The organism is Kribbella sp. NPDC004536, assembly GCF_042873835.1.
In the GTDB taxonomy this organism is placed as follows: domain Bacteria; phylum Actinomycetota; class Actinomycetes; order Propionibacteriales; family Kribbellaceae; genus Kribbella.
This window is the reverse complement of record NZ_JBIALY010000002.1, coordinates 637,848-662,525: the sequence shown is the minus strand read 5'-3', so window position 1 is coordinate 662,525 and position 24,678 is coordinate 637,848. Positions and strand designations below refer to the sequence as shown.

Annotated in this window: 16 protein-coding genes; 11 read left to right on the top strand and 5 right to left on the bottom strand. The window is 70.2% G+C overall.

Translation table 11 applies throughout. The annotated features are described in order from the left end of the window. The first annotated feature begins 55 nt into the window (after positions 1-55). From ACFYRU_RS17950 to ACFYRU_RS17940, 3 genes are all read left to right on the top strand, one after another. Positions 56-562, top strand: coding sequence for a hypothetical protein (locus tag ACFYRU_RS17950; protein ID WP_387659765.1), 507 nt, complete (start codon positions 56-58; stop codon positions 560-562). A gap of 68 nt (positions 563-630) precedes the next feature. Then, a complete protein-coding gene (locus ACFYRU_RS17945) occupies positions 631-3,885 on the top strand; it encodes a LodA/GoxA family CTQ-dependent oxidase (protein WP_387659763.1) in 3,255 nt (1,084 codons plus the stop codon). 1 nt (position 3,886) lies between these two features. Next, positions 3,887-5,365, top strand: a complete 1,479-nt coding sequence (locus ACFYRU_RS17940) for an FAD-dependent oxidoreductase (RefSeq protein WP_387659760.1) — start codon at positions 3,887-3,889, stop codon at positions 5,363-5,365. Between the two features lie 669 nt (positions 5,366-6,034). Here the strand turns inward: ACFYRU_RS17940 and ACFYRU_RS17935 are convergent. Beyond that, a complete protein-coding gene (locus tag ACFYRU_RS17935) occupies positions 6,035-9,460 on the bottom strand; it encodes an error-prone DNA polymerase (RefSeq protein ID WP_387659757.1) in 3,426 nt (1,141 codons plus the stop codon). 230 nt (positions 9,461-9,690) lie between these two features. Here ACFYRU_RS17935 and ACFYRU_RS17930 point away from each other — a divergent pair, with 230 nt between their 5' ends. From ACFYRU_RS17930 to ACFYRU_RS17920, 3 genes are all read left to right on the top strand, one after another. Further along, entirely contained in the window at positions 9,691-10,455 is a 765-nt protein-coding gene (locus ACFYRU_RS17930; protein ID WP_387659755.1) for a GNAT family N-acetyltransferase, read from the top strand. 2 nt (positions 10,456-10,457) lie between these two features. Further along, a complete protein-coding gene (gene infA, locus ACFYRU_RS17925) occupies positions 10,458-10,682 on the top strand; it encodes a translation initiation factor IF-1 (RefSeq protein ID WP_387659752.1) in 225 nt (74 codons plus the stop codon). A gap of 91 nt (positions 10,683-10,773) precedes the next feature. Beyond that, the gene (locus tag ACFYRU_RS17920) at positions 10,774-11,109 is read left to right on the top strand and encodes a hypothetical protein (protein ID WP_387659749.1); all 336 of its coding nucleotides are present in this window, start codon (positions 10,774-10,776) and stop codon (positions 11,107-11,109) included. Here ACFYRU_RS17920 and ACFYRU_RS17915 read toward each other — a convergent pair. Continuing rightward, positions 11,106-13,241, bottom strand: coding sequence for a transglycosylase domain-containing protein (locus ACFYRU_RS17915; RefSeq protein ID WP_387659746.1), 2,136 nt, complete (start codon positions 13,239-13,241; stop codon positions 11,106-11,108). The two genes, ACFYRU_RS17920 and ACFYRU_RS17915, sit on opposite strands and share 4 nt — an antisense overlap. 21 nt (positions 13,242-13,262) lie before the next feature. Further along, positions 13,263-18,764 carry a carboxyl transferase domain-containing protein gene (locus ACFYRU_RS17910; RefSeq protein ID WP_387659743.1) on the bottom strand — a complete coding sequence of 1,834 codons (5,502 nt, stop codon included), beginning with the start codon at positions 18,762-18,764 and terminating at the stop codon, positions 13,263-13,265. Between the two features lie 191 nt (positions 18,765-18,955). On the opposite strand from ACFYRU_RS17910, the gene ACFYRU_RS17905 reads away from it, so the two are divergent. Beyond that, positions 18,956-20,332, top strand: a complete 1,377-nt coding sequence (locus ACFYRU_RS17905; protein WP_387659740.1) for an FAD-binding oxidoreductase — start codon at positions 18,956-18,958, stop codon at positions 20,330-20,332. Here ACFYRU_RS17905 and ACFYRU_RS17900 read toward each other — a convergent pair. Beyond that, positions 20,275-21,150 (bottom strand): NAD-dependent epimerase/dehydratase family protein, encoded by an 876-nt coding sequence (locus ACFYRU_RS17900; RefSeq protein WP_387659737.1) that lies wholly within the window; start codon positions 21,148-21,150, stop codon positions 20,275-20,277. The genes ACFYRU_RS17905 and ACFYRU_RS17900 overlap by 58 nt on opposite strands. A 31-nt stretch (positions 21,151-21,181) precedes the next feature. On the opposite strand from ACFYRU_RS17900, the gene ACFYRU_RS17895 reads away from it, so the two are divergent. Then, positions 21,182-22,342, top strand: a complete 1,161-nt coding sequence (locus tag ACFYRU_RS17895; protein ID WP_387659734.1) for a pyridoxal phosphate-dependent aminotransferase — start codon at positions 21,182-21,184, stop codon at positions 22,340-22,342. Continuing rightward, on the top strand, positions 22,339-23,058 hold the full coding sequence (locus ACFYRU_RS17890) for an alanyl-tRNA editing protein (RefSeq protein ID WP_387659731.1): 720 nt from the start codon (positions 22,339-22,341) through the stop codon (positions 23,056-23,058). Before ACFYRU_RS17895 ends, ACFYRU_RS17890 begins: the two co-directional genes overlap by 4 nt. On the opposite strand, the gene ACFYRU_RS17885 is transcribed toward ACFYRU_RS17890, so the two are convergent. Beyond that, positions 23,051-23,422, bottom strand: coding sequence for a DUF5997 family protein (locus ACFYRU_RS17885; protein ID WP_387659729.1), 372 nt, complete (start codon positions 23,420-23,422; stop codon positions 23,051-23,053). The genes ACFYRU_RS17890 and ACFYRU_RS17885 overlap by 8 nt on opposite strands. A gap of 33 nt (positions 23,423-23,455) precedes the next feature. Here ACFYRU_RS17885 and ACFYRU_RS17880 point away from each other — a divergent pair, with 33 nt between their 5' ends. After that, positions 23,456-24,124 (top strand): LysR substrate-binding domain-containing protein, encoded by a 669-nt coding sequence (locus tag ACFYRU_RS17880; protein ID WP_387659727.1) that lies wholly within the window; start codon positions 23,456-23,458, stop codon positions 24,122-24,124. A 33-nt stretch (positions 24,125-24,157) separates the two neighbouring features. Next, complete coding sequence (locus ACFYRU_RS17875) at positions 24,158-24,673, top strand: VOC family protein (protein WP_387659724.1); 516 nt, start codon at positions 24,158-24,160, stop codon at positions 24,671-24,673. The last annotated feature ends 5 nt before the right edge of the window (positions 24,674-24,678 follow it).

The window sequence follows — 24,678 nt, the reverse complement described above, 5'->3', positions numbered from 1 at the left end:
TACATGTATCGCGCCGCCCGTTCGCGACTCCGACCTAGTGGGGGGAGGGGTTGTTATGGGGAACACAGTTCGGGTGGGGCGGGTTCGGTTTTTGCGGCGGGTGATTGTGGGGGTCAACGTTGTCGAAGCCGTGGTCGCGTTGCCGTGTTTGATTGTGGCGTACGGGTTGGCTGAGCGGCTTGTTGCTGCACAGGAAGTTGCCGGGGCTCATCAGGTCGCGAATGTGTCGGTCGTGGGCGTCGCCGTCACGTTGAACATGAGCCTGTTGATCGTGGGTGCGGCCGCGGGGGCGGTCGGGAGTGTGATCCGGCAGAGCATGGCGTTCGGACGGAGCAGCGCACCGGATCATCAGGTGAGCTGGTACGTGATGCGCCCACTGTGGTCCGCATTGCTCGGCTCTGTCTCGGTCGTCGCCGTGAACACCGGTCTGTTGAGCATCGGCGACGAGACGACCTCGAGCGCCGCGGTCGCCGTACTCGTCCTGACCGGCTGTCTGGCCGGTCTGTTCACCGACCAGGTGCTGGGCCGGTTGCGGCGGATGCTCAGGCCTCGTTCGGGGTGAGGTGTATCTGTGGCCGGTTCTCCGGACTCCGAGGTGACAAGGGGCCTGAGGACTAGGGGGAATCGGTCATGGTGACGACGTACAAGGTTCATCCGGCGATCGGGATCGCGCGGGTCGGGAACAGCCCGGACGAGTTCTTCGTCGGGCCGGAGCATCTCGGTGAGCGGCCGGATCCGGCGGGCGGGTTCAAGGACGCGCAGTGCCGGGTGAAGCGGCAGGCGGCGCGGTTCCGGATCTTCGCGCACAACGACGACGGAACAGTCGAGGAACTGACCGACGCGACCGCCGAGATCTCGTGGACCGTGCACCTGGTGAACGCGAAGGCCGCGCACCCGAGCCGCGGCAACAGCGAACCGGCCGGGCAGGTCACGATCGATCCAGGCCCGCGGACACTGACCGGACCGGATCAGCGGCAACTGTTCGACACCGGGACGATCAGCTTCGCCGGGCAGTCGACGGTGACCGTACCGCTCGGCGAGCTCCGCAGCGACGACGACAACCACCTGCTGGTACTCGGCGGGCACGGCAGTTCCGCGTCCCCAGCCGGCAACGTCATCGGTACGTTCTGGGGCAACGCGGGCTGGTACGACGACGTGTCGGACGGGCCGGTGACCGCGACGATCACGCTGCGCGCGGACAACTCGACGCCGGCGGTCGAGGGCGCGTGGGTGATCGTCACACCGCCGAAGTTCGCGCCGCACCAGGACAGCGTGACCACGTTGTACGACCGGGTGCTACAGCGGATGATCGACCTCGGACTGGCCCCGGCGCCAACGACCACGTCGTACACGAACGACATCTACCCGATCCTGCAGCGTGCCCGCGACATGCGTTGGGTGGAAGGGATCTTCGGCGCGCACACCTGGCCGGACCCGGTCACCTCGCAGCCGGTGATCGACGCGATCTTCGCGCGGCTGCGTCCGTCCGGCGACATGCCGCGGCTGAACGGCGGCGACTCCGCGCTGACGCCGACGCAGTACGCGCACATGCAACGCTGGCAGGCCGGCAACTACACCGCGGACTGGACCGGCGTACCACCGGCGCAGACCGACCTGACCCCGGACGGCATGGACCGGGCCGCGCTCGAAGCGTGCGTCGGCGGCGCGTTCTTCCCCGGGATCGAGGCCGGTGGCCTGTCCGCGGGCGACCGGCCGATCATCGAGACGTCGTACGCCGGGGCGTTCCGGATCGCGTCCTCGGTGCCGGCCGGCACGATCAGCCAGGCGATGGCGCTGCCGTGGCAGGCCGACTTCAAGGCGTGCGGCGACAACTGGTGGCCGGTCCCCCGTCCGAACGACGTCATCCCTGAGGGAGGCGGCACGGCCCGGTGGGACCGCGACGTGGCCAGCATGGACGACATGGTGTCGTTGTGGCACACGCTCGGATTCGTTGTCCAGCAGGGATCCCAGCACGTCGAGGTCGAACACTGCGACGAGGCATCGATCACGTTGCTGACGCCCGAGTTGCATTTCGTCGACGTACCGCAGGGCCCTCTCGGCATGGTGCGGGAAGCAGCACTCGCGATCGCCTTCGAGGTGATCTCGCCGTCGTCCGCCGTGACGATCGACTATGCGGCCGGCGGCGCGCCGTCGCATCCGCAACTCGTCGCGGTCACCACGTCGGTCACCGTCGGCCCGACCGCGCCGAACGCGGTCGCCACCGCCCGGCTGTGGGTCGTCTACCGTACCGGCGCGGCGCCGTCCTCGATCCCACCGCAGGTGCTGACGCTCGAGGGCGCCGGGCAGACGTGGCAGGTCACGGTCACCGGCAACACGGTCGCCCGTACTACGGCCGCGACCGCGCTCGTACTCGACCGTTCGGGCAGTATGAGCGAGGACCGCGGCGACGGGCAGAGCAAGCACACCGCGCTGCAGCAGGCCGCGAACATCTTCGTCGACGTGATGCTCGAAGGCGACGGCGTCGGGATCGTCCGGTTCAACGAGGACGCGCAGCCGCTGCAGTCCGTCCTCGAACTCGGTCCGGGCGGGCTGTCCGACCTGAACCGGAACGCGACCCACGACACGATCAACGGCACCGGCCTCGACCCGTCGGGTTCGACGTCGATCGGCGACGGCATCTTCGAAGGACGCGGTCTGCTCGACGCGGCGCCCGCGTACGACGTGAAATCGTTGGTTGTGCTGACGGACGGAATGGAGAACAGCCCGCGCTGGATCTCCGATGTCGCCGCGCAGATCAACTCGCGGACGTACGCGGTCGGGCTCGGGCAGCCGCAGAACATCAGCGTTCCGGCGTTGCAGACCATCTCCGGGAACAACGGCGGGTACCTGCTGGTGACCGGGGCGATCACCGCGGACAACCGGTTCCTGCTGCAGAAGTACTTCCTGCAGATCCTGGCCGGGATCAGCAACGCCGAGATCGTCCTGGACCCGGACGGCGTACTTACCCGCGGCACGGTGCAACGCATCCCGTTCCAGCTCACCGACGGCGACTCGGGCGTGGACGTCGTACTGCTGACACCGCGGCCGGACATCGTCGACTTCCGGCTGCAGACTCCGAACGGGCTGCTGCTCGAGCCGTGGCGGGCGATGGCCGAGCCGGCGATGCGGTACGTGGCCGGCGACGGTGTCTCGTACTACCGCCTCACGCTGCCGACCCAGCTCGTACCGGGCCGCTTCGACCAAGCCGGCACCTGGCATGCGCTGCTGACCATCGGACGACCGCACACGGACCCTGATCCGGACGGCACCGACGGGGCGGACCTGTCGATCCTCCGCGGGCGGAACGCTCCGGCGGTCGCGTCACGCCCGTTCGAGTTCCAACGGGCGTTCGCGGTGGCGAACGAACCGGCCGTCGTCCAGCGCGGTCTGCCGTACAGCCTGGTGGTGCACTCGTACTCGAACGTTTCGCTGAGTGCGACCGCCGACCAGCGTTCGTACGAGCCCGGCGCCGAGATCGTGGTGCGGGCGACCTTGACGCAGTCCGGCGTACCCGTCGACGGCGATCCGTACCTCTGGGCCGAGGTCACGCAGCCGGACGGCTCTGTCCTGAACGTCGAGCTGAGTTCGCTGGTGGGTAGCTTCATCGCAACGCTGCCCGGCGCGTACCGGATCCGGGTCCGCGCACGTGGGCGTACGCGCTCGGGGCAGCCGTTCACGCGCGAACGTTTGCTCACGGCAACCGTCTGGCACGGCGGCGACACGCCACCTCCGCGGCCCGAGACCAACTCGTTCTGCGATTTCCTGTCCTGCCTGTTCAAGAACGGCGTGATCAACGACAAACTCATCGAAGAACTGCGCCGCTCGGGCCTCGACCTGGGTGCCCTGCATAAGTGCCTCGAAGCCTGCGGCTGTAGCGGGGACTGACATGTCGAGCGCACCGCACACCGTCCCGTCCCACGTGCTCCACCACGTGGGACGGGACGACCACGGCGCCGGGTACGACGTCGTCGTTGCCGGCGGGTATGACGTCGTCGTTGCCGGCGGTGGACCCGCCGGCGCGGCGACAGCGCTCCGGCTGGCCCGGGCCGGGTACTCCGTCGCGCTGCTGGAACGCACCACCTTCGACCGTCCCCGCGTCGGCGAAACTCTTGCCCCGAGCATCCAACCGCTGCTCCGCGACCTCGGAGTCTGGCAGGAGTTCGTTGCCGCGGGCCACCTCCCGTCCTGGGGCACCCGCAGTCTCTGGGCGGAACCGGCCTCCCACTCGCATCTGATGAGCGGCTACGACTCCGGCTGGCACGTGGACCGCCGTACGTTCGACCAGATGCTCTTCGACGCCGCCGCCATCGCTGGCGCCTCAGCGTTCCCCGGCACTTCCTTAACCAGCTGCCTCTACACCTCCGGCATCTGGCACCTGACGTGTGCCACCGGCCTCCGCCTGACCGCTCGAGTCCTGATAGATGCCACCGGTCGCCAAGCCACCATCGCGCGTTCCTTGGGCGCCCGCCGAATCCTCTTCGACCACCTGGTCGGCATCACCGCCCGCTACCCCGACAAGGACACCACGAACGAGCAATACCTACTGATCGAACCCACCCCTCTCGGGTGGTGGTACACGGCCCCGCTCCCCCAAAACCAGCTGATAGCCATGCTCATCACCGACACCGACCTCTGCCGTCACCACCACCTGTCGACTCTCGCCGCCTACCACTCCCACCAATCCCAAGCCCCCACCACCGCAACCCGCCTAGCAACCAACAGCACAACCAAACCCCACCACCACCCCCCAACCGCCGACACCAATCTCCCCGCGACCCACTCGCCCGACCGCGACACCCCGAGCCGGCCCCATCCCCCGCTCAACCCCGACACGCCGAACCAGCCACGTCCCCCGCTCAACCCCGACACCCCGAGCCAACCTCATCCCCCGCCCAACCCCGACCTCTCGAGCCGGCCCCATCCCCCGCCCAACCTCGACCCCTCGAGCCAGCCTCATCCTCCGCTCAACCTCGACACCCCGAGCCGGCCCCATCCCCCGCTCAGCCTCGGCGCTCCGAGCCGGCTCCGGGTCTACTCGGCCGCCAGCCACCGAGTCATTCGCCCGGACGACCCACGCCCCTGGTTGGCAGTAGGCGACGCTGCCCTGGCGGTCGACCCCATCTCCGGCAGCGGAGTCCCCCGAGCCCTCCGCACCGCCGAATCCGCCGCCCGAACCGCCGCCGCCCTTCTGACCCACCCCGACCAGGCCGCCGCGCTGATCGAGGCCTACGAGTCCACCCGAAACACCGAATGCACCACCTACCTGACAACCCGAGCCGCCTACTACGCAGCCGCGACCCCACACCCCACCCCGTTCTGGACCCGCCGCCGATCACCCCAGAACAGCAGTCTCGCTGGGTCGTGACACCTTCGTACAAGCCGATTTCCGGAAGTTTTTCGGCAGCAGACGACGAACAGTTTCCGATAATCAACCGAGCCCCCACGACCCAAGACGCACAACAAGACCCGAACCGGGCCGGGTGATCCAGGCCGGGACATGGCGAGCCGAGTCGGCGCGAAGCGTGACGAGCCGGGACGGAGCGGGCCGGGACGAGGCGAACCGGGGCGAGCCGGGACAGAGCGGGCGTGGCGAGCCGGGCGGACGGGCGTGGCGGGGCGAACCGAACCGGGCCGGGCGGGCATGGCGGGGCGGGCGGAGCGGGCATGGCGGGCCGAACCGAACCGGGGCGGGGCGGGCCGAACCGGGGCCTGCGAACCGGGCCGGGCCGAGCCGAGGCGGAGAACCGGGGCGAGACGAACCGGGGCGGGACGAACCGGGGCCTGGCGAACCGGGACGGGACGGGACGAACCAGGCCTAGGCGGGACGTGGCGAACCGGGGTGGGGCATGGCGAACCGAGCCGGGCCCGGGCAGGACAACCGGGACGGGGGGACGAACCAGGCCGAGGCGGGACGTGGCGAACCGGGGTGGGGCATGGCGAACCGAGCCGGGCCCGGGCGGGACAACCGGGCGGGCCGGGGCGAACTGGGCCGAGGTGGGGTGCGGTGGGGCGGGGGGGTCGGGGTGGGAGGGGTTTATCTGAAGTCTCGGGATTTGGTGCGGGCGGTTAGGGGGAGGCGTTGGAGGTGGTCGGCGGAGAGGTTGGTTACTTCGCCGGCGCGTTCTACCCGGCCGCGGATGATGAGGGCGGCGGCGTTGCGGGCGACGGCGGCGTGGTGGTGCCAGCAGCCTACGGTGATGACGATGTTGGCCATGCCGGTTTCGTCCTCGAGGTTCATGAAGGTGACGCCGGAGGCGGTGGCAGGGCGTTGCCGGTGGGTGACGACGCCGGCGACGCGGACGCGGGCGCCGTTGGGGGCTTCGCGGAGTTCGGCGGCGGAGAGGATGCCCTCGGCGCGGAGTTGTTCGCGGACGCGTTGCATCGGGTGGCTGGTGGTGGTGATCGCGGTAGACCACAGGTCGGCCATGTCGGCTTCGATGTCGCTCATCCCGGGCAGGGTCGGCGGTGGGCCGGCGGCGGTGATACCGGCGAGCTGGCCGGGGCGTTCCTCGGCGGCGCGACCGGCTTCCCACAACGCCTGACGGCGGTCGAGGCCGAAGCAGTCGAACGCGCCGGCGGTCGCGAGCGCCTCGACCTGGGCGGCGGTGATGCCGGTCCGCCGGACCAGGTCGGCCATCTCGGTGAACGGCCCGCCGCGGTCGCGTTCGGCGACGATCAGCTCCGCCCCCTTCTCCCCCACGGTGCGTACTTCGGCCAGTCCGAGCCGGACCGCGAACGCACCGTCGCGCCGGTGCACGGTGGTGTCGAACGGCGCCTTCGGGTCGAACTCACCCACCGGTGGTTGCGGGTCCGCGAGGCAGTCCGGGGACCCGGTCGGCCCGGTGAGCTCCTGCCCGTCGACCAGGTACTCCAGCCCGGCGTCGACACCGGACAGGTGCAGGTGCGGGCGGCGTACCTCGACACCGTGGCGGCGGGCGTCCGCGACCAGCGACTGCGGCGAGTAGAACCCCATCGGCTGGGCCCGGAGCAGTGCGGCGAGGAACGCGGCCGGGTAGTGCAGGCGCAGCCAGGTGCTGGAGTAGACGAGCAGCGCGAAGCTGATCGAGTGCGACTCGGCGAACCCGAAGTTCGCGAACGCCTCGATCTTGGCGTAGATGTCGTCGGCCAGGTCGCCGGTGATCCCGTTGCCGGCCATCCCCGCGTACAGCTTCGCCTTCAGCGAGGAGATCCGTTCGATGCCGCGCTTCGACCCCATCGCGCGGCGGAGCAGGTCGGCCTCGTCGCCGTCGATCTCGCCGACCGCCATCGCCATCTGCATCAGCTGTTCCTGGAACAGCGGTACGCCCATCGTCCGTTCCAGCACCGGCTGCAGCTTCGGGTGCAGGTAGGTGATCGGCTCCTCCCCGGTCCGGCGGCGGATGTACGGGTGCACGGCGCCGCCCTGGATCGGGCCGGGGCGGATCAGCGCGATCTCGGTGACCAGGTCGTAGAACCGGCGCGGTTTCAGCCGCGGCAGGGTCGCCATCTGGGCCCGGGACTCGACCTGGAACACCCCGACCGAGTCCGCCCGGCAGAGCTGGTCGTAGACGCCGGCCTCCTCGCGCGGGATCGTGTGCAGCTCCCAGTGCTCCCCGAGCTGCTCGCGGACCATGTCCAGGCAGTACTGCAGGGCGGCGAGCATGCCCAGCCCGAGCAGGTCGAACTTCACCAGCCCCATCCACGCGCAGTCGTCCTTGTCCCACTGCAGGACCGTGCGGTTGTCCATCCGGGCGTGCTCGATCGGCACCACCTCGCCGACCGGTCGCTCGGTCAGCACCATCCCGCCGGAGTGGATCCCCAGGTGCCGCGGGAACTTCAGCAGCTCACTCGCCATCGCCACCACCTGCGGCGGGATGTCGTGCTCGGTCGAGGTGATCTCGGGGCTCCAGCCGTCCACCTGTTTCGACCAGGCGTCCTGCTGACCGACGGAGTACCCCAGGGCCTTGGCCATGTCCCGGACCGCGGACTTCGGGCGGTAGGAGATCACGTTCGCCACCTGGGCCGCGTTGCGCCGCCCGTACTTGGAGTAGACGTGCTGGATCACCTCCTCGCGCCGCCCGGAGTCGAAGTCGACGTCGATGTCCGGTTCCTCGGCCCGGGTCGTCGCCAGGAACCGCTCGAACGGCAGGTTGTAGAGGATGCTGTCCACCGCGGTGATCCCGAGCGCGTAGCAGACCGCGGAGTTCGCCGCGGATCCCCTGCCCTGGCAGAGGATCCCGTTGTCGTGGGCGAACCGGACGATGTCCTCCACGATCAGGAAGTACCCCGGGAACTCCTTCTCCTCGATGACGGCCAGCTCCCGCTCCAGCCGCTCGTACGCGTCCGGGCGCTGCGCGCGGGTCCCGTACCGCTTCGCGGCCCCGCGGAACGTCAGCACCCGCAGCCACGACATCGGCGTCTCCCCGTCCGGCACGTCCCGCAGCGGCAGCTTCGGTTTCGCCCGCGCCAGGTCGAACGCGAGCTGGTCCGCCAGCGTCACCGAGCGGGCCACGGCCCCGTCGTACCGCTGGAAGCGCGTCGCCAGCTCCGCGCCGGAGCGCAGGAACGCCATCCCGCTCGACGGCAGCCAGCCGTCCATCGAGTCCAGGTCCCGGCGAGCCCGTACGGCGGCCAGGGCCGCGGCCAGCTTGTACTGCGCCGGGGTCGCGTAGTGAACGTTGTTCGTGGCAACTACCGGGAGGCCGCGGTCGGCGGCCAGGCCGGCCAGGATCCGGTTCCGGGTGGTGTCGGCGGGAAGGTGGTGGTCGATCAGCTCGACGACCACGCGGTCCCGGCCGAACAGCGCGGTCAACCGGTCCAGCTCGCGCCCGGCCGCGGCCGGGCCGTCGGCGTGCCCGCCGAGCTCGAGCGCCTGCCGGACCAGCCCTTTGCGGCAACCGGTCAGGATCACCCAGTCCGTCCGGCCGACAGCGGCCAGCTCCTCCAACGAGTAGACCGGCTTGCCCTTCTCGCCGCCCTCCAACTGCGCCTCGGTGATCGCACCGGCGAGCTTGTGATACCCCTCCTGTCCCTCGGCGAGCACCAGCAGGTGACTGCCCTCCGGATCGGCCACCCCGTTCTGCGGGCCGGTCAGTCCCAGCGACAGCTCCGCCCCGAACACCGTGGGCAGCGAGTACGCCGCGGCGGCCTCGGCGAAGCGCGCCGCACCGTAGAACCCGTCGTGGTCGGTCAGCGCCAGCGCGTGCAGCCCCTGCCGGACCGCGGCCGCGACCAGGTCCTCCGGCTGGGAGGCGCCGTCCAGGAAGGAGAAGTTCGAATGGACGTGGAGCTCGGCGTACGGCACCGAGTGCGCCGGCCGGTGCACCGGCTCCGGAACGTACGGCCCGCGGTGCTGCGACCAGGCCGGACTGTCCCCACCGTCGGCGGTCACCGGCCGCCCGCCGTGACTCCCCGGCCGCGAGCGATCCGACAGCTTCCGCTCCAACTCCGACCATTTGATCGGAGGGTTGTTGTACCCCATCCCAGCACCTCCCTTCGAGATCAAGAATAGAACACCTGTTCGAGGAATCAAAAACCGGTTGGCCCGCGCAACCGGCGGGTTGGTACGGTTCTCCGGTCCGTGACATCACAGTTGGAGGTGAGGCCCGCATGAACGCTGAAGCGCTGTGGGTGCTCCCCCTCTCGTGGTCACGGGCGGGCGATTGACGTAGGTGTCGTCGGGAGCGCCGCTACTCCCGAAAGGAAACACCTATGAACCCTTTGCCTATCCAGCGGCGCCACCGGACCGGCGTGACGATCTCGCAGGTCGCCGGCAACCAGTGGCACGCGATCCGGAACGATCTGACCGTCGGCCGCGGCTACGCGTCCCGGCGGCTCGACGGCCGGATCTTCCTCAGCATCGACACCTGGCAGGACGCAGTCTTCGACCAGCTCGCCGCGGTGATGCTGGCCAATCAGCCGGACCCGTTGTACACCGTGGTGGACGAGACCGACCACGAGCTGATCGCGAACTGGGAACGCGCCGGCCTCACGATCTGGCGCCGCGAGTCGGAATTCCTCGTACCCACCCGCGACAAGCCGGCACCAACCCCACCCGGCGTCACCATCACCACCGCCGACGAAGCACCGTTGCGTGAACTCGACAAGGCGATCCGCGCCGAGATCGAGGCCGGCCCCGGCTGGCACACGATGCCGGCCGAGGTGCTGCCTTGGCAGGGCGGAACCCGACCGCTCGACCCCTCGGCCTATACGGTCGCGATCCGGGACGGCAGGTATGTCGGCCTGCTCCGCGTCGCCACGCACACCCGCCGCCCGCGGATCGGCCTCCTGGCGGTCCTGGAAGCCGAACGCAGGCAAGGTGTCGGCCGAGCCCTCCTCAGCCACACCCTCAACCAGCTGAGCGCGGAAGCGGCCACCGTGGAGGTCGACGAGACCAACACGGCCGCGATGGCTCTGTTCGGAGCATGCGGGGACCGCACCGGCCGCAGTCTCGAACTCACCACCGGGAGGGCCTGACCATGCCCAGAAAAGCAGGTGGTATCGAGATGGAGGGCACCGTCGTGGAGTGCCTGCGGAACGCCAACTTCCGGGTCGAGCTCACCAACGGTCACCGGGTGCTCGCGCACATCAGCGGGAAGATCCGGAAGAACTACATCAAGATCCTCCCCGAGGACCGCGTCCTGGTGGAACTCAGCCCCTACGACCTGGACCGCGGGCGGATCGTCTTCCGCTACCGGACCTGACACCACCGAACCTGAGCTGTCAGCCATCACACACACCTCCCGTCCCGATCAAGACTAGAACATGTGTTCGATGAAGCGCTAATCTGAAAACATGCTTGGTCGGTTCACGGTTCGCCCGTCCGACGACGGATCCAACAGGTTCGGCGTCTGGGACGGTGCGGTCAACGGGTGGCGTGCAACAGGGATCGACGACGAGGCGCGGGCCCGCGAGCTCGCGTCGGATCTGGACGTGCAGTACGACGCCCACGGCCCCCGCGCCGCGGACGCCGTACGGCACGTCGATCCGGCCCAGGAGGTGCAACGGGCGACCTGGACCACCGGTGAGCTCGACGTCTGGATCCGGCACAACGGCGAGTGGCTCGGCCGGTTCCGGACCAAGGACGGCGAGCTCACCTGGGTGTCCGGCAAGGACCTCCGCCCGCTCTAACCGTGCGGCTTCGGTTTGGGGTTCGGTTTCGGGTTCTTCGGGTCGTTCTTCTTGCTGGTGTCCCCGACGGCGTTCGGGTCGCCGATCATCTTCTTCGGCGGCGCGACGAACCGCTCGACCGGGAGGCCGTGCAGGGCGCCCTGCATGGCGGTCTCCCACAGCGGTCCGGCGGTGCCGGAGCCGGTCGGGTCGGCGATGCGCTCCCCGTTCAGGGTCTGCCGCATCAGGTTCTTGTACGGCAGGCTGGCGTCCGCGACGACCGCGGCCGCGGCCAGGTTCGGGGTGTAGCCGGAGAACCAGACGGCCAGGTTCTGCTGGATCGTTCCGGTCTTGCCGGCCATGTCGCGGCTCCCGAACCGCAGGTGCCCACCTGTCCCGCCCGGCATCATCACCTGGCTGAGCATCCGGTTCACCCCGTCGGCGACCTGCCGCGGAATGGCTTGCCGGCAGTCGAAGCCCGGCCCGGGCACCGGCCGTCCGGCCTTGTCCCGCACCGACGTGACCACGAGCGGCTTGCAGTACTTCCCGCGCGCCGCGAAGGTCGCGTACGCGTTCGACAACATCAGCGGCGTCACGTACCCGACGCCGAGCGTCATCGACATCACCTGGTCCAGCGGCTCGCCGGTCTGCGCGTTGTACATCCCGAGCTTGCCCGCGATCTTCGCGATCGAGCACAGGCCGGTCCGTTCCGACAGCTGCAGGAAGTACGTGTTCGTCGAGAACCGCGCCGCCTCGACCATGGTCAGGTTGCCGCTGTGGGTCGAGTTCTTCGGCCGGTACGTCGGGTCCCGCGTCCACCCGTGGCAGGTCTGGAACCGCGCGTTGGTCAGGTCGATCTGCTCCGGCGAGTTGATCCGGTAGTCCATCGGGATGCCCTTGGCCAGCGCGGCCGCGATCGTGAACGCCTTCATCGTCGAGCCGTTCTGGAACCCGCCGTACCCGCCGGCGTACGACTTCTCGACGTTGTAGTTGTAGTTCGTCTCATGCCGCCCGTTCCCGTACGGCTTGCTCTGCACCATCGCCTTCACCAGACCGGTCCCCGGCTCGACGATCGTGATCGCGGCGATCGTGCTGTCGGTCCGTTTGCTGTGCTTGTCGATCGACGCCTGCGCGGCGGCCTGGATCTGCGGGTCGATCGAGGTCCGGATCAGCAGCCCGCCGGTCTTCAGGTAGTGGTCGCGGTCCTTCACAGTGGCACCGAGCGCCGGGTTGGCGAGCAGCTTCGACACGACGTAGTCGCAGTAGAACGGGTACCGCGAGTTCGCGCAGCCGTTCGGCACCGGCTCGATCTGCGAGAGGTCGATCGGCGTCCGCAGCGCCTGGTTCGCCTGGCCCACGGTGATCACGCCGAGTTCGAGCATCCGTTTGATCACCACGTCCCGGCGGGCCCGGGCGCGGGCGCGATCGCGGGTCGGGTTGTAGCCGGACGGGTTCTTCACGATGCCGGCCAGCATCGCCGCCTGCGGCAGCGTGAGCTTGGCGGCCGAGGTCCGGAAGTAGTGCTGCGCGGCGGCCTGTACGCCGTACGTCCCGGCGCCGAAGTTCGCCAGGTTCAGGTACCGCTCGAGGATCTCGTCCTTGGAGAACTCGCTCTCGACCGCGATCGCGTAGCGCAGTTCGGTCAGCTTGCGTTCGTACGAGACCTCGGTCGCCTTGGCGCGTTCGGCCGCGGTCTTCGCCTTCTCGACCAGGCTCATCTTGACGAACTGCTGGGTGATGCTGGACCCGCCCTGCTGCACCTCACCGCCGGTCTGGTTGCGCACCATCGCGCGCAGCGTGCCCTTCAGGTCGAGCGCGCCGTGGTCGTAGAACCGGGAGTCCTCGATCGCGACGATCGCCTTGCGCATGATCGGCGCGACCGAACTCAGCGGTATCGGTACCCGGTTCTGCTCGTAGAGGGTGGCGAGCAGGGTGCCGTCCGCGGCCAGGATCCGGCTGCGGACGGCGGGTGGATCGCTCTCGAACTCTCGGGGCAGGTTCTCAACGGTCGCCGCGACCTGTGCCGATCCCTGCCCGACGAACCCCGCGAACGGGATCGCCAGTCCGGCCGCGAGCGCACCGGAAAGCGCGCTCACGCCGATGAACATGATCAACGACCGAGCCCAGTTGCGACCGCCCCTGTCGGCACGCATTACTCAAGGCTAGACCACCGATCACTGTCCGGGTACCCCGGAACTGATTGCCTCGATCAACTTCGGCCGCAGCTCGCTGGCCTTGATCACCTCGTCGACCGACCCGACCTCGCGGGCCCGTTCGATGCTGTGCACCCGGTCGAACTCGGTCGCCACCTCGCCCAGTTTCTCCGCCCGGACGACGGTTCGTACGTCGGCGAGCTCCGTCGCGAGGGCGGCCCGCTCCGCACCGGACGCCTCGCCGACCCGTTCGGCCAGCGACGCGACCCGCGGGTCGGCGGCCGTCCGGGCGTCGACCTCGCCCGCGAACACGACCGCCGCGGCCGGCGCGCCGCCGAGCACCGAGGCGAACGATCCCTCCACCGCGAGCACGGTCATCGACGGGTTCAGCGACTTCGAGAACACCACGAACGCGCCGCCGTGGTACCGGGAGACGACGCAGAACACGATCGGCCCGCGGAAGTTGACCATCGCGCGGCCGATCTCCGCGCCGTACTCGAGCTGCAGGTTCCGCATCGAGTCCGGCGAGCCGTCGAACCCGGACAGGTTCGCCAGCACCACCAGCGGCCGGTTCCCGCTGGCCGAGTTGATCGCCCGGGCGACCTTCTTCGACGACCGCGGGAACAGCGTGCCCGCGGTGTAGGTGTCCGGGCCGTCGGTGGGCGGGAAGCCCCGGCGCGGCACCGACCGGGACTCGATCCCGACCAGGCAGACCGGGAACCCGCCGAGCCGCGCGTCCACCACCACCGCGGTGTCGGCGTCGGCCATCCCGGCCCAGCGCTCCAGCACCGGGTGGTCCTGGTCGGTGACCGCCCGCATCAGCGTGCGGATGTCGAACGCCTTCTTCCGGTCCGGGTTGGTCGCGGCCGAGAAGATCTCGCCGACGGTCTTGAAGTCGCTGCCGGCCGCCTCGTGCGGGTACGGCGTGACGTCGCGATCCACCGGGTCAGTGGAAACCGCCCGCCGCGGCGCACGCTCCCCCGGCGCGATGTAGGTGTGGTCGTAGTACGTCATCAGGACGTCCCGGGCACCCTTCAGGTCCGCGGCCCAGTACTGCGCCTGGCCGTTCGGGCCCATCACCCGGTCGTACCCGCCGATGCCGAAGTTGTCCTCGGCCGACACGCTGCCGGAGAAGTCCAGCGTCTGCTTGCCGGTCAGCACCATCGCGCTGTCCGGCGTCATCACCAGGATGCCCTTGGTGTGCATCAGCATCGTCGCCTCGGCGTTCCAGTACGGCTGCGCGCCGACGTTGATGCCCGCGACCACGACGTTGATCTCGCCGCCGTCCTGGGTGAACTCGACGATCCGCTTCAGCGCCTTCGCGACCCAGTCCATGTTCTCGGTGCCGGAGTCCATCGAGATCCGGGCGCCGGCCGACAGCGAGTACCACTCGACCGGGATCCGGAGCCGCTCGGCCAGGTCGAGCGCCGCGATGATCCGCGAGCACTCCGCCTCGGCGACCGCGCCGAGCGCCTTGGTCGGGTCGCCGCTCATCGCGACCCGGGTGACGCCCTCGGGGTACCGCTCGGTCGGCGTGGTGACGATGCCGACGATCAGGCCGGCCTTGTTCAGGCCCTTCGGCCGGTCCACCGGGACCAGGTTGCCGGCGTCGTCGAGGTCGTGCTCGACGAACGACCCGCCCTGGCCGGCCACCATCCCGCTGACCTCGTACGGGTAGATGGTGTTGCGCCGCCGGGACCGCTGCACCTTCTGCGCGTAATCGTCCAGCGGCAGCAACCGCCCGGTCGGCGGCTGCTCGATCGACGTCACGACCCCGGCGCCGTGCTGGTAGTAGAACCGGGCCGCGACCGGGTTGACCGAACCGTCCGGCGCGACCACGTCGCCCTGGACCAGGACCTCCTCGATGCCGGCGCCCGCGGTCATCGGGGCGATGTTGCGCTGCAGCGCGGTCACCTCGTCGACCTGGACGTCGACCACCGGCCAGATCTGCACCCACACGTGGTTCATGTCGAGCTTGGCGCCGGCCGCGCCGCGCGCGGTCCGGGCCCGCCGGATCGCCTCCAGGCAGTTCGAGATCGCCCGCTCGGCGTGCGGCAGCGACGTGACCTGGCCGTCCTCGTCGCGGGCGACCGCGAACTGGCGTACCTGGGCCAGCGCGACCAGCCGCCGGTCGGCCTCGTTGTCGCGCGCGACGCAGTAGTAGAGCAGTACGTCCTCCGGCGCGTCCAGGCGGGTGATCCGGAAGTCCCGCAGCCGCCACAGGTTCAGCCGGCGGCCGACCATCGGGTGCACGCCGCGGACGTTGTCGTCCTCGGCCATCGACCCGCCGGCCGGGCGGTAGGTGAAGTACGAGACCGGGCGGCCCTGCCCCGGCGCGACCGCGACCGAGATCCGCCGGACCCGCTGGGCGATCGGCAGGCCGGCGACCATCCGGCGGTACAGGTCGGACGCCTCCTGCTGCGACTCGGGCAGGTCCGGGCCGTACAGGTACAGCTCGACGACGGCCTCGTGGCCCGCGGTCCGGGCGTCGATCCGGTCGGTCAGCGCGCGGGACAGGCCGCTGTCCGGGTCGGCCAGCTCGGCGACCGTGCCGACGGTCGTGACCAGGTGGCTCGGCTTGTCGTCGATCGAGTAGTCGGCGGTCGCGAACGGCCGCCCGTCGACGGCGAACGCGCGCAGGTCGTGCAGTTCGTACTCGCGGTAGTGCCGGCGCACGAGCACCTCGAGCATCGGCTCCCGCTCGCCCCAGCCGGCCTCCAGCCGCTGGGCCAGGAACCGGACGATCGGCTCCGGGATCGCGGCCAGCGCGTCGATCCGCTGCTGCCGGTCCGGCGCGTCCGGCCGCTCGGCCAGGTCCGCGACCTCGTCACCCACGCCCGCGATGATCGACGCCCGCTCGGCGTCCACCTGCGGCTGGTCGAACCACCGGAACCGCACGCTCCGGGCCAGGTCCCCGACCACCGGGAACCGCAGCTGGGTGGCCAGCACGAGCCGGTCCAGCAGGTCGTGCACGGACTCGTCCAGCGGCAGCGGCTCGGCGATCCACCGCTGCAGCACCGACGTGACGATCAGTACGTCGGGCGTCGACCGCTGCTGCGCCAGGAAGATCCGGAAGACCGCCTCTTCGAGTTCCGGGCTCCGTTCGAGACCGTTCACGCCGTAGTGGCTGAGCACCCGGGTCAGCCGCGCCTGGAACTCGGGCGGCAGCCCGCCGCGGTCCGGGTCGAGGCTCTGCAGGTACGTGTAGAAGTACTCGCGCGGGCTGTGCACCCGGTTCTCGATGCTGGTGTCCGCACCGGCCGGCCGGTTCCGGCTCAGCTCGGCGAAGTCCGCGAACACGGTCAGCAGCTGGATCTCGGAGCCGACCGGCGGCCCGGACTGCTGATGCGCGAGCTCCGACCGCGCGGTCAGGTAGTCGGCGAGCATGCCGCCCTCGTCCTGCGGGTCGATGTCGAACCCGAGCAGCATGCTCCGCAGGTCGTCCAGCCCGCGCTCCACCCGCTCGGCCGCGGACTTCTCGCCGCTCCCGTTCGGCAGGTCCAGCTCGACGCCGTTGTGCACCGGAGCGGCCTCGGCCGACTCGCCCTCGTCAGCGACCGGCTCCAGCCGGAGCAGCGGCGCGCCGGTCTCGACCTGGCTACCGGTGGAGACCTGCAGCTCCTTGACGGTGGCCTTGAACGGCGCGTACAGCACCGTCTCCATCTTCATCGACTCGAGTACGAGCACCGGCGCGCCGGCCTCGACCTCGGCACCGGCCTGTACGGGCGTCGCGACGACCAGCGCGGGCGCGGGCGACCGCAGTACGCCGCCCTCGTCGCGGCTGACCCGGTGGGTGACGCCGTCGACCTCGATCAGGTGCACCGGGCCGTGCGTCGCGGTCACCAGCCGGAACCGCTGCCCGCCGACGACCAGCCGGCTCGTGTACTCGTCCAGCCGCTCGAGCTCGGCGTCCACGATCTTCAGCTGCCCGTTGCCGACGCCGACCCGGAACCGCTCGGGGCCGATCCGCGCCACGGTCACCTGGTAGCTCGCGCCGCGCAGCTTCAGGTCGATCGCGCGGCCGACCTCGTGCTGCACCTGCGGACGGCCGCCGTGCGCGGTCTCGAACAGCCGGGTCCGCTCGACCTGCTCGGCGTCCTCGTACCCCTCGATCGCGGCTGCGACCAGCGCGATCCCGGAGTGCCGGTGCGAGACCAGCCGGCCCTCGCCGCGGACCCGGTCGATCCAGCCGGTGTCCGCGCTGCCGTCGATCACCTCGGGCTGGTCGAGCAGTTCGAGGATGAAGCTCTTGTTGGTGGCGCCGCCCTCGATCAGTACGGTCGTCGCCTGCATCGCCCGCCGCAGCCGCGCGAGCGCCTCCTCGCGGGTCCGGCCGTACCCGATGATCTTCGCGATCATCGAGTCGAAGTCGGCCGGGATGCTGTCGCCGGCACTCACCCCGGTGTCGACCCGGATCCCGGGACCGGCCGGCAGGTCCAGTACGGCGATCCGGCCGGGCGACGGCGCGAAGTCGCGGTCCGGGTCCTCGGCGTTCAGGCGGGCCTCGACCGCGTGCCCGCTCTCGACCGGCTTGGTGCCCTCGAGCCGGCCGCCGTTCGCGACGTGCAGCTGGGCCTTGACCAGGTCGAACCCGGTGGTCAGCTCGGTGATCGGGTGCTCGACCTGCAGCCGGGTGTTCACCTCGAGGAACGCGAACGACTTCTCCCCCGGGTGGTACAGGAACTCGACCGTGGCCGCGCCGCGGTACCCGACCGCGATCGCGAGCCGCTCGGCCGACGCCTTCAGGTCCTCGACCTGGGACGCGGACAGCAGCGGCGACGCCGACTCCTCGATCACCTTCTGGTTGCGGCGCTGCACCGAGCAGTCCCGGACGCCGAGCGCCCACGCCGTACCCTGGCCGTCCGCGATCACCTGGACCTCGACGTGCCGGGCGCCGGTGACGAGCCGCTCCAGGAAGACGATGCCGCTACCGAAGGCGCGGGCCGCCTCCTCGCTGGTGCGCGCGTACGCGTCGGACAGCTCCTCCGCGGACCGCACGACCCGGATGCCGCGGCCACCGCCGCCGGCCGTTGCCTTGAGCATCAACGGGTACCCGATCCGCTCCGCGGCCGCGAGTGCCGCGTCCAGCGACTCGACCGCGCCCCGGCTCCACGGTGCGACCGGTACGCCGACCTCCTCGGCGATCAGCTTCGAGCCGATCTTGTCGCCGAGCTTGCGCATCGCCTCGGCCGACGGGCCGATGAAGGTGACGCCGATCCGGTCGCACAGCTCCGCGAACGCCGGGTCCTCGGCGACGAACCCCCAGCCGACCCAGGCGGCGTCCGCCCCGGTCTCCAGCAGCGCACGCTCCAACACGGCCAGGTCCAGGTACGGCCGGGCCGACGCCGGCCCGAGCGGGTACGCGATGTCCGCGGCCCGCGCGAACGTGGCCGTGCGCTCGCCGTCGGTGAACAAGGCCACGGTCTCGATCGGGTCACCGCCTTCGGCGTTGACCTCCCGGACCGCGTTGATCAGCCGCATCGCGGCTTCTCCCCGGTTCACTATTGCGATACGCTTGAACATAGACCGCCTCCGTGTCTCACCCTGCGTCCGCCAACGGGCCGTTTTGGATCGCAAAAGCTTGGCCGTTGCTGGCACAGGCTTTCAGGCTTGGCCTGTTACCGTCGAGTCGGCCCCCTTCCAAGGCGTGTTCTCAGCTCTGCTAGAGCATGACCCCGGTGTGCGGAAAACTGCCGCGCAGGAGGGGAAACCACATGACTGAAGAGCTGATCACCCGGCTGCGCAACGAGGTTGCCGGACCGGTACTGACGCCCACCGACGACGGGTACGCCGAGGAACTGTCCGGCTTCAACCTGGCGGTGACGCACACCCCGGACGTCGTGGTCGGGCTGACGTCCGAGGACGACGCCGTGGCGGTCGTACGCGCCGCCGCCGCGACCGGTACGCCGGTCCGCGTGCTGGCCACCGGCCACGGCATCCCGAACCCGATCCAGGGCGGGATCGTCGTCACCACGACCCGGATGACCGGCGTGACCGTCGACGCCGAGACGCAGACCGCCCACATCAACGCAGGCTCCCGCTGGGCCGAGGTGATCGCGGCCGCCGCGCCGCACGGGCTCGCGCCGATCACCGGCGCGTCCGACGCGGTCGGCTGTATCGGGTACACCCTCGGCGGCGGCCTCGGCCCGCTGGCCCGCACGTACGGCTTCTCGTCCGACTGGGTGCGCAGCTTCCGGGTGGTGACGGCGACCGGCGCGGTGACAGCCAGTACGACCGAGAACGACGACCTGTTCTGGGCGTTGCGCGGCGGCAAGGGCGGGTTCGGCATCGTCACCTCGATGGACTTCGCGCTGGTCGAGCTGAGCACGCTCTACGGCGGCTCGGTGTTCTTCGACGCCGAGCACATCGCGCCGGTGTTCGGCACCTGGGTCGAGTGGACCAAGACGCTGCCCGAGGAGGCGAACTCGTCGGTCGTCGTCCTCCGGCTGCCGCCGCTGGAGTTCATCCCGGCACCGCTGCGCGGCAAGACCGTACTCAGCGTCCGGTTCGCGTACGTCGGTGACGCGGCCGCGGGCAAGCGCCTGTTCCAGCCGATCCGGGACGCCGGTACGACGCTGATCGACGCCGTCGGCGAGATGCCGGCCGCCGACATCGCACTGATCCACAACGACCCCAAGGACCCGACGCCGGCCTGGGACCGTGGGCTGTTGCTCGACGAACCCGACGCCGACTTCGTCGCGGCCTTCCTGGACGTGGCCGGCCCGGACCAGCAGCTCCCGCTGATCGCGGTCGAGGTGCGGCACCTCGGCGGCGCCACCGAGCGCGACGTCCCCGAGGGCAGCGCGGTCGGCGGCCGCGGCGGGGCGTGCACGATGACGATGATCGGCGTACCGGACCCGAGCCTGTTCGAAAAGGTGCTCCCGGCAACGGTCGACGCCCTGCTCGCGAAGCTGGCGCCGTGGGTCTGCGCCGAGACCACGGTCAACTTCGCGGGTGGGTTCGCGCTACCGGGTTCGTACGAGGCGTCCTGGCCGGCGGACACGTTCGCCCGGCTGGCCGAAGTACGGGCCGCCTACGACCCGGACGGGCTGTTCCCGTTCGGGCCCCGCCAGGAGTACTCGGGCTCGTAGCCGAGCAACCGGCGTGCCTTGTCGATCGACAGCAGCGTCTCGTTCGGTCCGAACGGTCGTTTGACCGGCACGCCGGGGAACACCTCGGCGAGCAGTTCCTCGTTCGGCCGCGACATCACCGTGTCGGCGTTGGCGACGATGAACACGTCGGTCCCGGTCACGTCGTACTCGAGGGCCTTGCGGACCGCCTGCGCGCCGTCGCGGGCGTCGATGTAGCCCCACAGGTTCCATTTCCGGGCCTGCGCGTCGGCGTCGAACGACGGGAACCGCGCGTAGTCCTCCGGGTACATCACGTTCGAGAAGCGCAGCCCGATCAGCTTCAGGTCCGGGTGCCACCGGCACAGCTGCCGGGCGAGCTCCTCCTCCAGCGTCTTGACCAGCGAGTACGTGCTGTTCGGCCGCGGCGGGTAGTCCTCGTCCACCGGCACGTACGGCGGGAACTCGTCGAACGGCAGCCCGAGCACGGTCTCGCTCGACGCCCAGACGACGTTCCGGACGCCGGCCCGCAGCGCCGCGGAGAACACGTTGTACGTCACGGTCATGTTGTTGTGGAACGTCGCCGCGTTCGGCCGCAGGCCCGGCGCCGGCACCGCGGCCAGATGGACCACCGCGTCGACCCCGTCGTGCCGGTCGTCGAGGCCCGCGATCGCCTCGTAGGTCTGGCCGAAGTCGGTCAGGTCCACCCGCGTCGACGTCACGTCGGTCCGCGCCGGCGGCGCCTGGTCCAGCGCCACCACGTCCCACCCGTGCTCCGCGAGATGGTCGACGACCGCTCGCCCGAGCTTGCCGCTGCTTCCGGTAACCGCTACCTGTGCCACGTAGCAATCCTCGCAGGCCTAGGGTGGTGGCGTGAAACTTGCTCAACGGATGGACCGGTTGGGAACCGAGTCGGCGTTCGAGGTGCTGGCCAAGGCCAAGGCGCTGGAGGCACAGGGCCGCGAGATCGTGCACCTGGAGATCGGCGAGCCGGACTTCGACACGCCGTCGCACGTGATCGCCGCGGCACAGCAGGCGCTGGACAAGGGCTACACGCACTACGTGCCGGCGCCCGGCATCCCCGAGCTGCGGACCGCGGTAGCGGACTTCCTGGAGCGGACCGACCGGCTGCGGACCACGCCCGACCGGGTTCTGATCACCCCGGGCGCGAAGCCGATCATGTTCTTCACGATCCTGGCGCTCTGCGAGCAGGGCGACGAGGTCCTCTACCCGGACCCGGGCTTCCCGATGTACGCATCGATCGCGTCCTTCGCCGGCGCCACCCCGGTCCCGGTCCCGCTGCGCGAGGAGAACGGGTTCGTCGTCGACCCCGAGGAACTGCGCTCGCTGGTGACCGAGCGGACCAAGCTGCTGATCCTCAACTCGCCGCACAACCCGTGTGGCAGCGCGTCCACGCCGGAGCAGTTGCAGGCGATCGCGGAGATCGCGATCGAGCACGACCTGGTCGTACTGAGCGACGAGGTCTACTGGGCCCTGCGGTACGACGGCGCGCACCACAGCGTGCTCGACGTCGACGGCATGGCGTCCAGGACCGTGCTGCTCGACGGCTGGTCGAAGACGTTCGCGATGACCGGCTGGCGGCTCGGGTACGGCGTGTTCCCGGAGCCGCTGGTGGAACCCGTGACCCGGCTGATGATCAACTCGGTGTCGTGTACGTCGGCGTTCAGCCAGTACGCCGCGATCGCCGCACTCGAAGGTCCGTGGGACGACGTCGACCGGATGCTCGAAGCGTTCCGCGAACGGCGCGAGGTGATCGTGTCCGGCCTGAACGCCGTACCGGGTGTGTCGTGTGTGCAGCCCGGCGGCGCGTTCTACGCGTTCCCGAACATCACCGAACTCGGCGTACCGGCCGCAACCCTGTCCGACCGCCTCTTGGCCGAGGCCGGCGTCGCCTGCCTGCCCGGTACGTCGTTCGGGGTGTACGGCGAGGGGCACCTGCGGTTCTCGTACGCGAACTCGATCGACAACATCAACCATGCCCTCGAAGCGTTCACGGCGTTGGTCGAGTCATGACCCATACCCATCGGCTCGACCTGGACGACGCATCGGTACGGGAGTGGGACGCGACGGTCGTCGGCGTGGACCCGGAGCGCGGGATCGTACTCGACCGGTCCGCGTTCTACCCGGGCGGCGGCGGCCAGCCGCCGGACGAAGGCGTGTTGCTGTGGGGCGGCGTCCGGACCCGGATCACCGGAACAGTCAAGGGCGACGACCTGTACCTGGTCCCGCACGAAGGCGACCCGGTTCCGGTCGTCGGTACGGCGGTCCGCGGCGCGCTCGACGACGAGCGGCGTACCCAGCTGATGCGGACCCATTCCGGGCTGCACGTGCTGACCGGCGTGGTGTTCCGCGACTTCGGGGCACTCGTCACCGGCGGGAACATGGAGCCGCTGTCGGCGCGGATGGACTTCGGCCTGGACGAAGTGCCGCCGGACTTCAAGGACCGGGTCGCGGAGGCGGTCAACGCCGAGATCCGGACCGACCGGGCGATCACCGTCAGCAACCTGCCGCGGGACGAGGCGTTCGCGATCCCGGACATCATCCGGACCGCGACCAACCTGCTGCCGCCGGACCTCGAGGTGGTCCGGATCGTCGACATCGCGGGCCTGGACACCCAGGCCGACGGCGGCACCCATGTCGCCTCGACCGCGCTGATCGGCCGGATGGAGGTCGTGAAGATGGAGAGCAAGGGCCGCGGCTTCCGCCGGCTGCGGGTCCGGATCAGCTAGAGCTGCGGTTCCGGAGTTCGGCCTCCTGGCGGCGGACCTCGGCCTGGGTGGCGCGTTCGCGCTCCAGCCAGTCGGGGTTCTCGGCCCGGATCGCCTCGATGTCCTCGGTCGTGAGCGCCTCGGTGATCCCGGCCCGCGCGAGCCCACTGATCGACACACCGAGCCGGGCCGCGACCACCGAGCGTGGGTGCGGGCCGTTCTTGCGGAGCTCGCGGAGCCACTCCGGCGGGTCCGTCTGCAGCGCGTTCAGCTCGTCCCGGGACACGACGCCTTCCTGGAACTCGGCCGGCGTGGCCGGCAGGTACACGTCCAGCTTCTTCGCCGCGGTGGCGGGCTTCATGGTCTGGGCCTTACGCGCTGTCATGGCAGCAGCGTAGTGCCCGGTAGCCTGGCGACCGTGACCGGATTCCGGCTGGGCTACGTCCCCGGCGTGACGCCCGCCAAATGGTCCCGGATCTGGGCGGAGCGACTCCCCCGCATCCCGCTCGAGCTCGTCCAGGTGGGCGCGGCCGACGCCCCCGACCTGGTCCGGCGCAGCGAGCTCGACGCCGTACTGCTCCGGCTCCCGATCGACCGCACCGGCCTGCACGCGATCCCGCTGTACGTCGAGCAGAGCGTCGTGGTCGTGCCGAAGGACCACGTGATCACGGCCGCGGAGGAGATCGGTACGGACGACCTCGCCGACGAGCTGATGCTGCACCCGCTGGACGACGTACTCGACTGGGCACACCCACCCGGCCGGCTGATCGAGGACCGTCCGGAGCGGACCCGGGACGCGGTCGAACTGGTTGCCATGGGCACCGGTCTGCTGGTGGTCCCGCAGTCGCTGGCCCGGCTGCACCATCGCAAGGACCTCACCTACCGCCCGCTGACCGGGGTACCGGAGTCGCAGGTCGCGCTCAGCTGGCGGGAGGGCGACGACCGCGAACTGGTCGAGCACCTGATCGGGATCGTCCGCGGCCGGACCGTGAACAGCTCACGTGGTCCAGATCTCCCCAAGCCCAAGCGCGCGCCCCAGAAGACCGCCCAGAAGACCCCGCAGAAGAAATTCAGACGCCGGCGCTAGAAAAAAGTTTAGCCTTCAACTATCATCGGTGACATGGCGATCTTCCGGTTGAACCACGCGGTCCTGTACGTGCGCGACGTCGCGGCGAGCGTCGCGTTCTACCGAGACGTCCTCGGCTTCGGCTACACCGAGACCGGCGACGCGATTCCCGGCGCGGCGTTCCTGCGCGCGCCCGGGTCCAGCAACGACCACGACCTCGGCCTGTTCCAGATCGGGTCCCAGGCCGGTCCGTCCGGCGCGGGCCGGACCACGGTCGGGCTGTACCACCTCGCGTGGGAGGTCGACACGCTCGGCGACCTGGAGTCGCTGGCCGGTGCGCTGAGTGAAGCCGGTGCGCTGGTCGGCGCGTCCGACCACGGCACCACCAAGTCCCTGTACGGCAAGGACCCCGACGGTCTGGAGTTCGAGATCGTCTGGATCATCCCCGCCGACCTGCTCACCGACGAGGACCGCAACAAGACCGGCATCTCCCGGCTGGACCTGCCCTCCGAGCTGGCCAAGTACGGCGCCGACGCCCGCAGCGGCGTGGGGATCTCGCGGGTGGGCTGAACGAC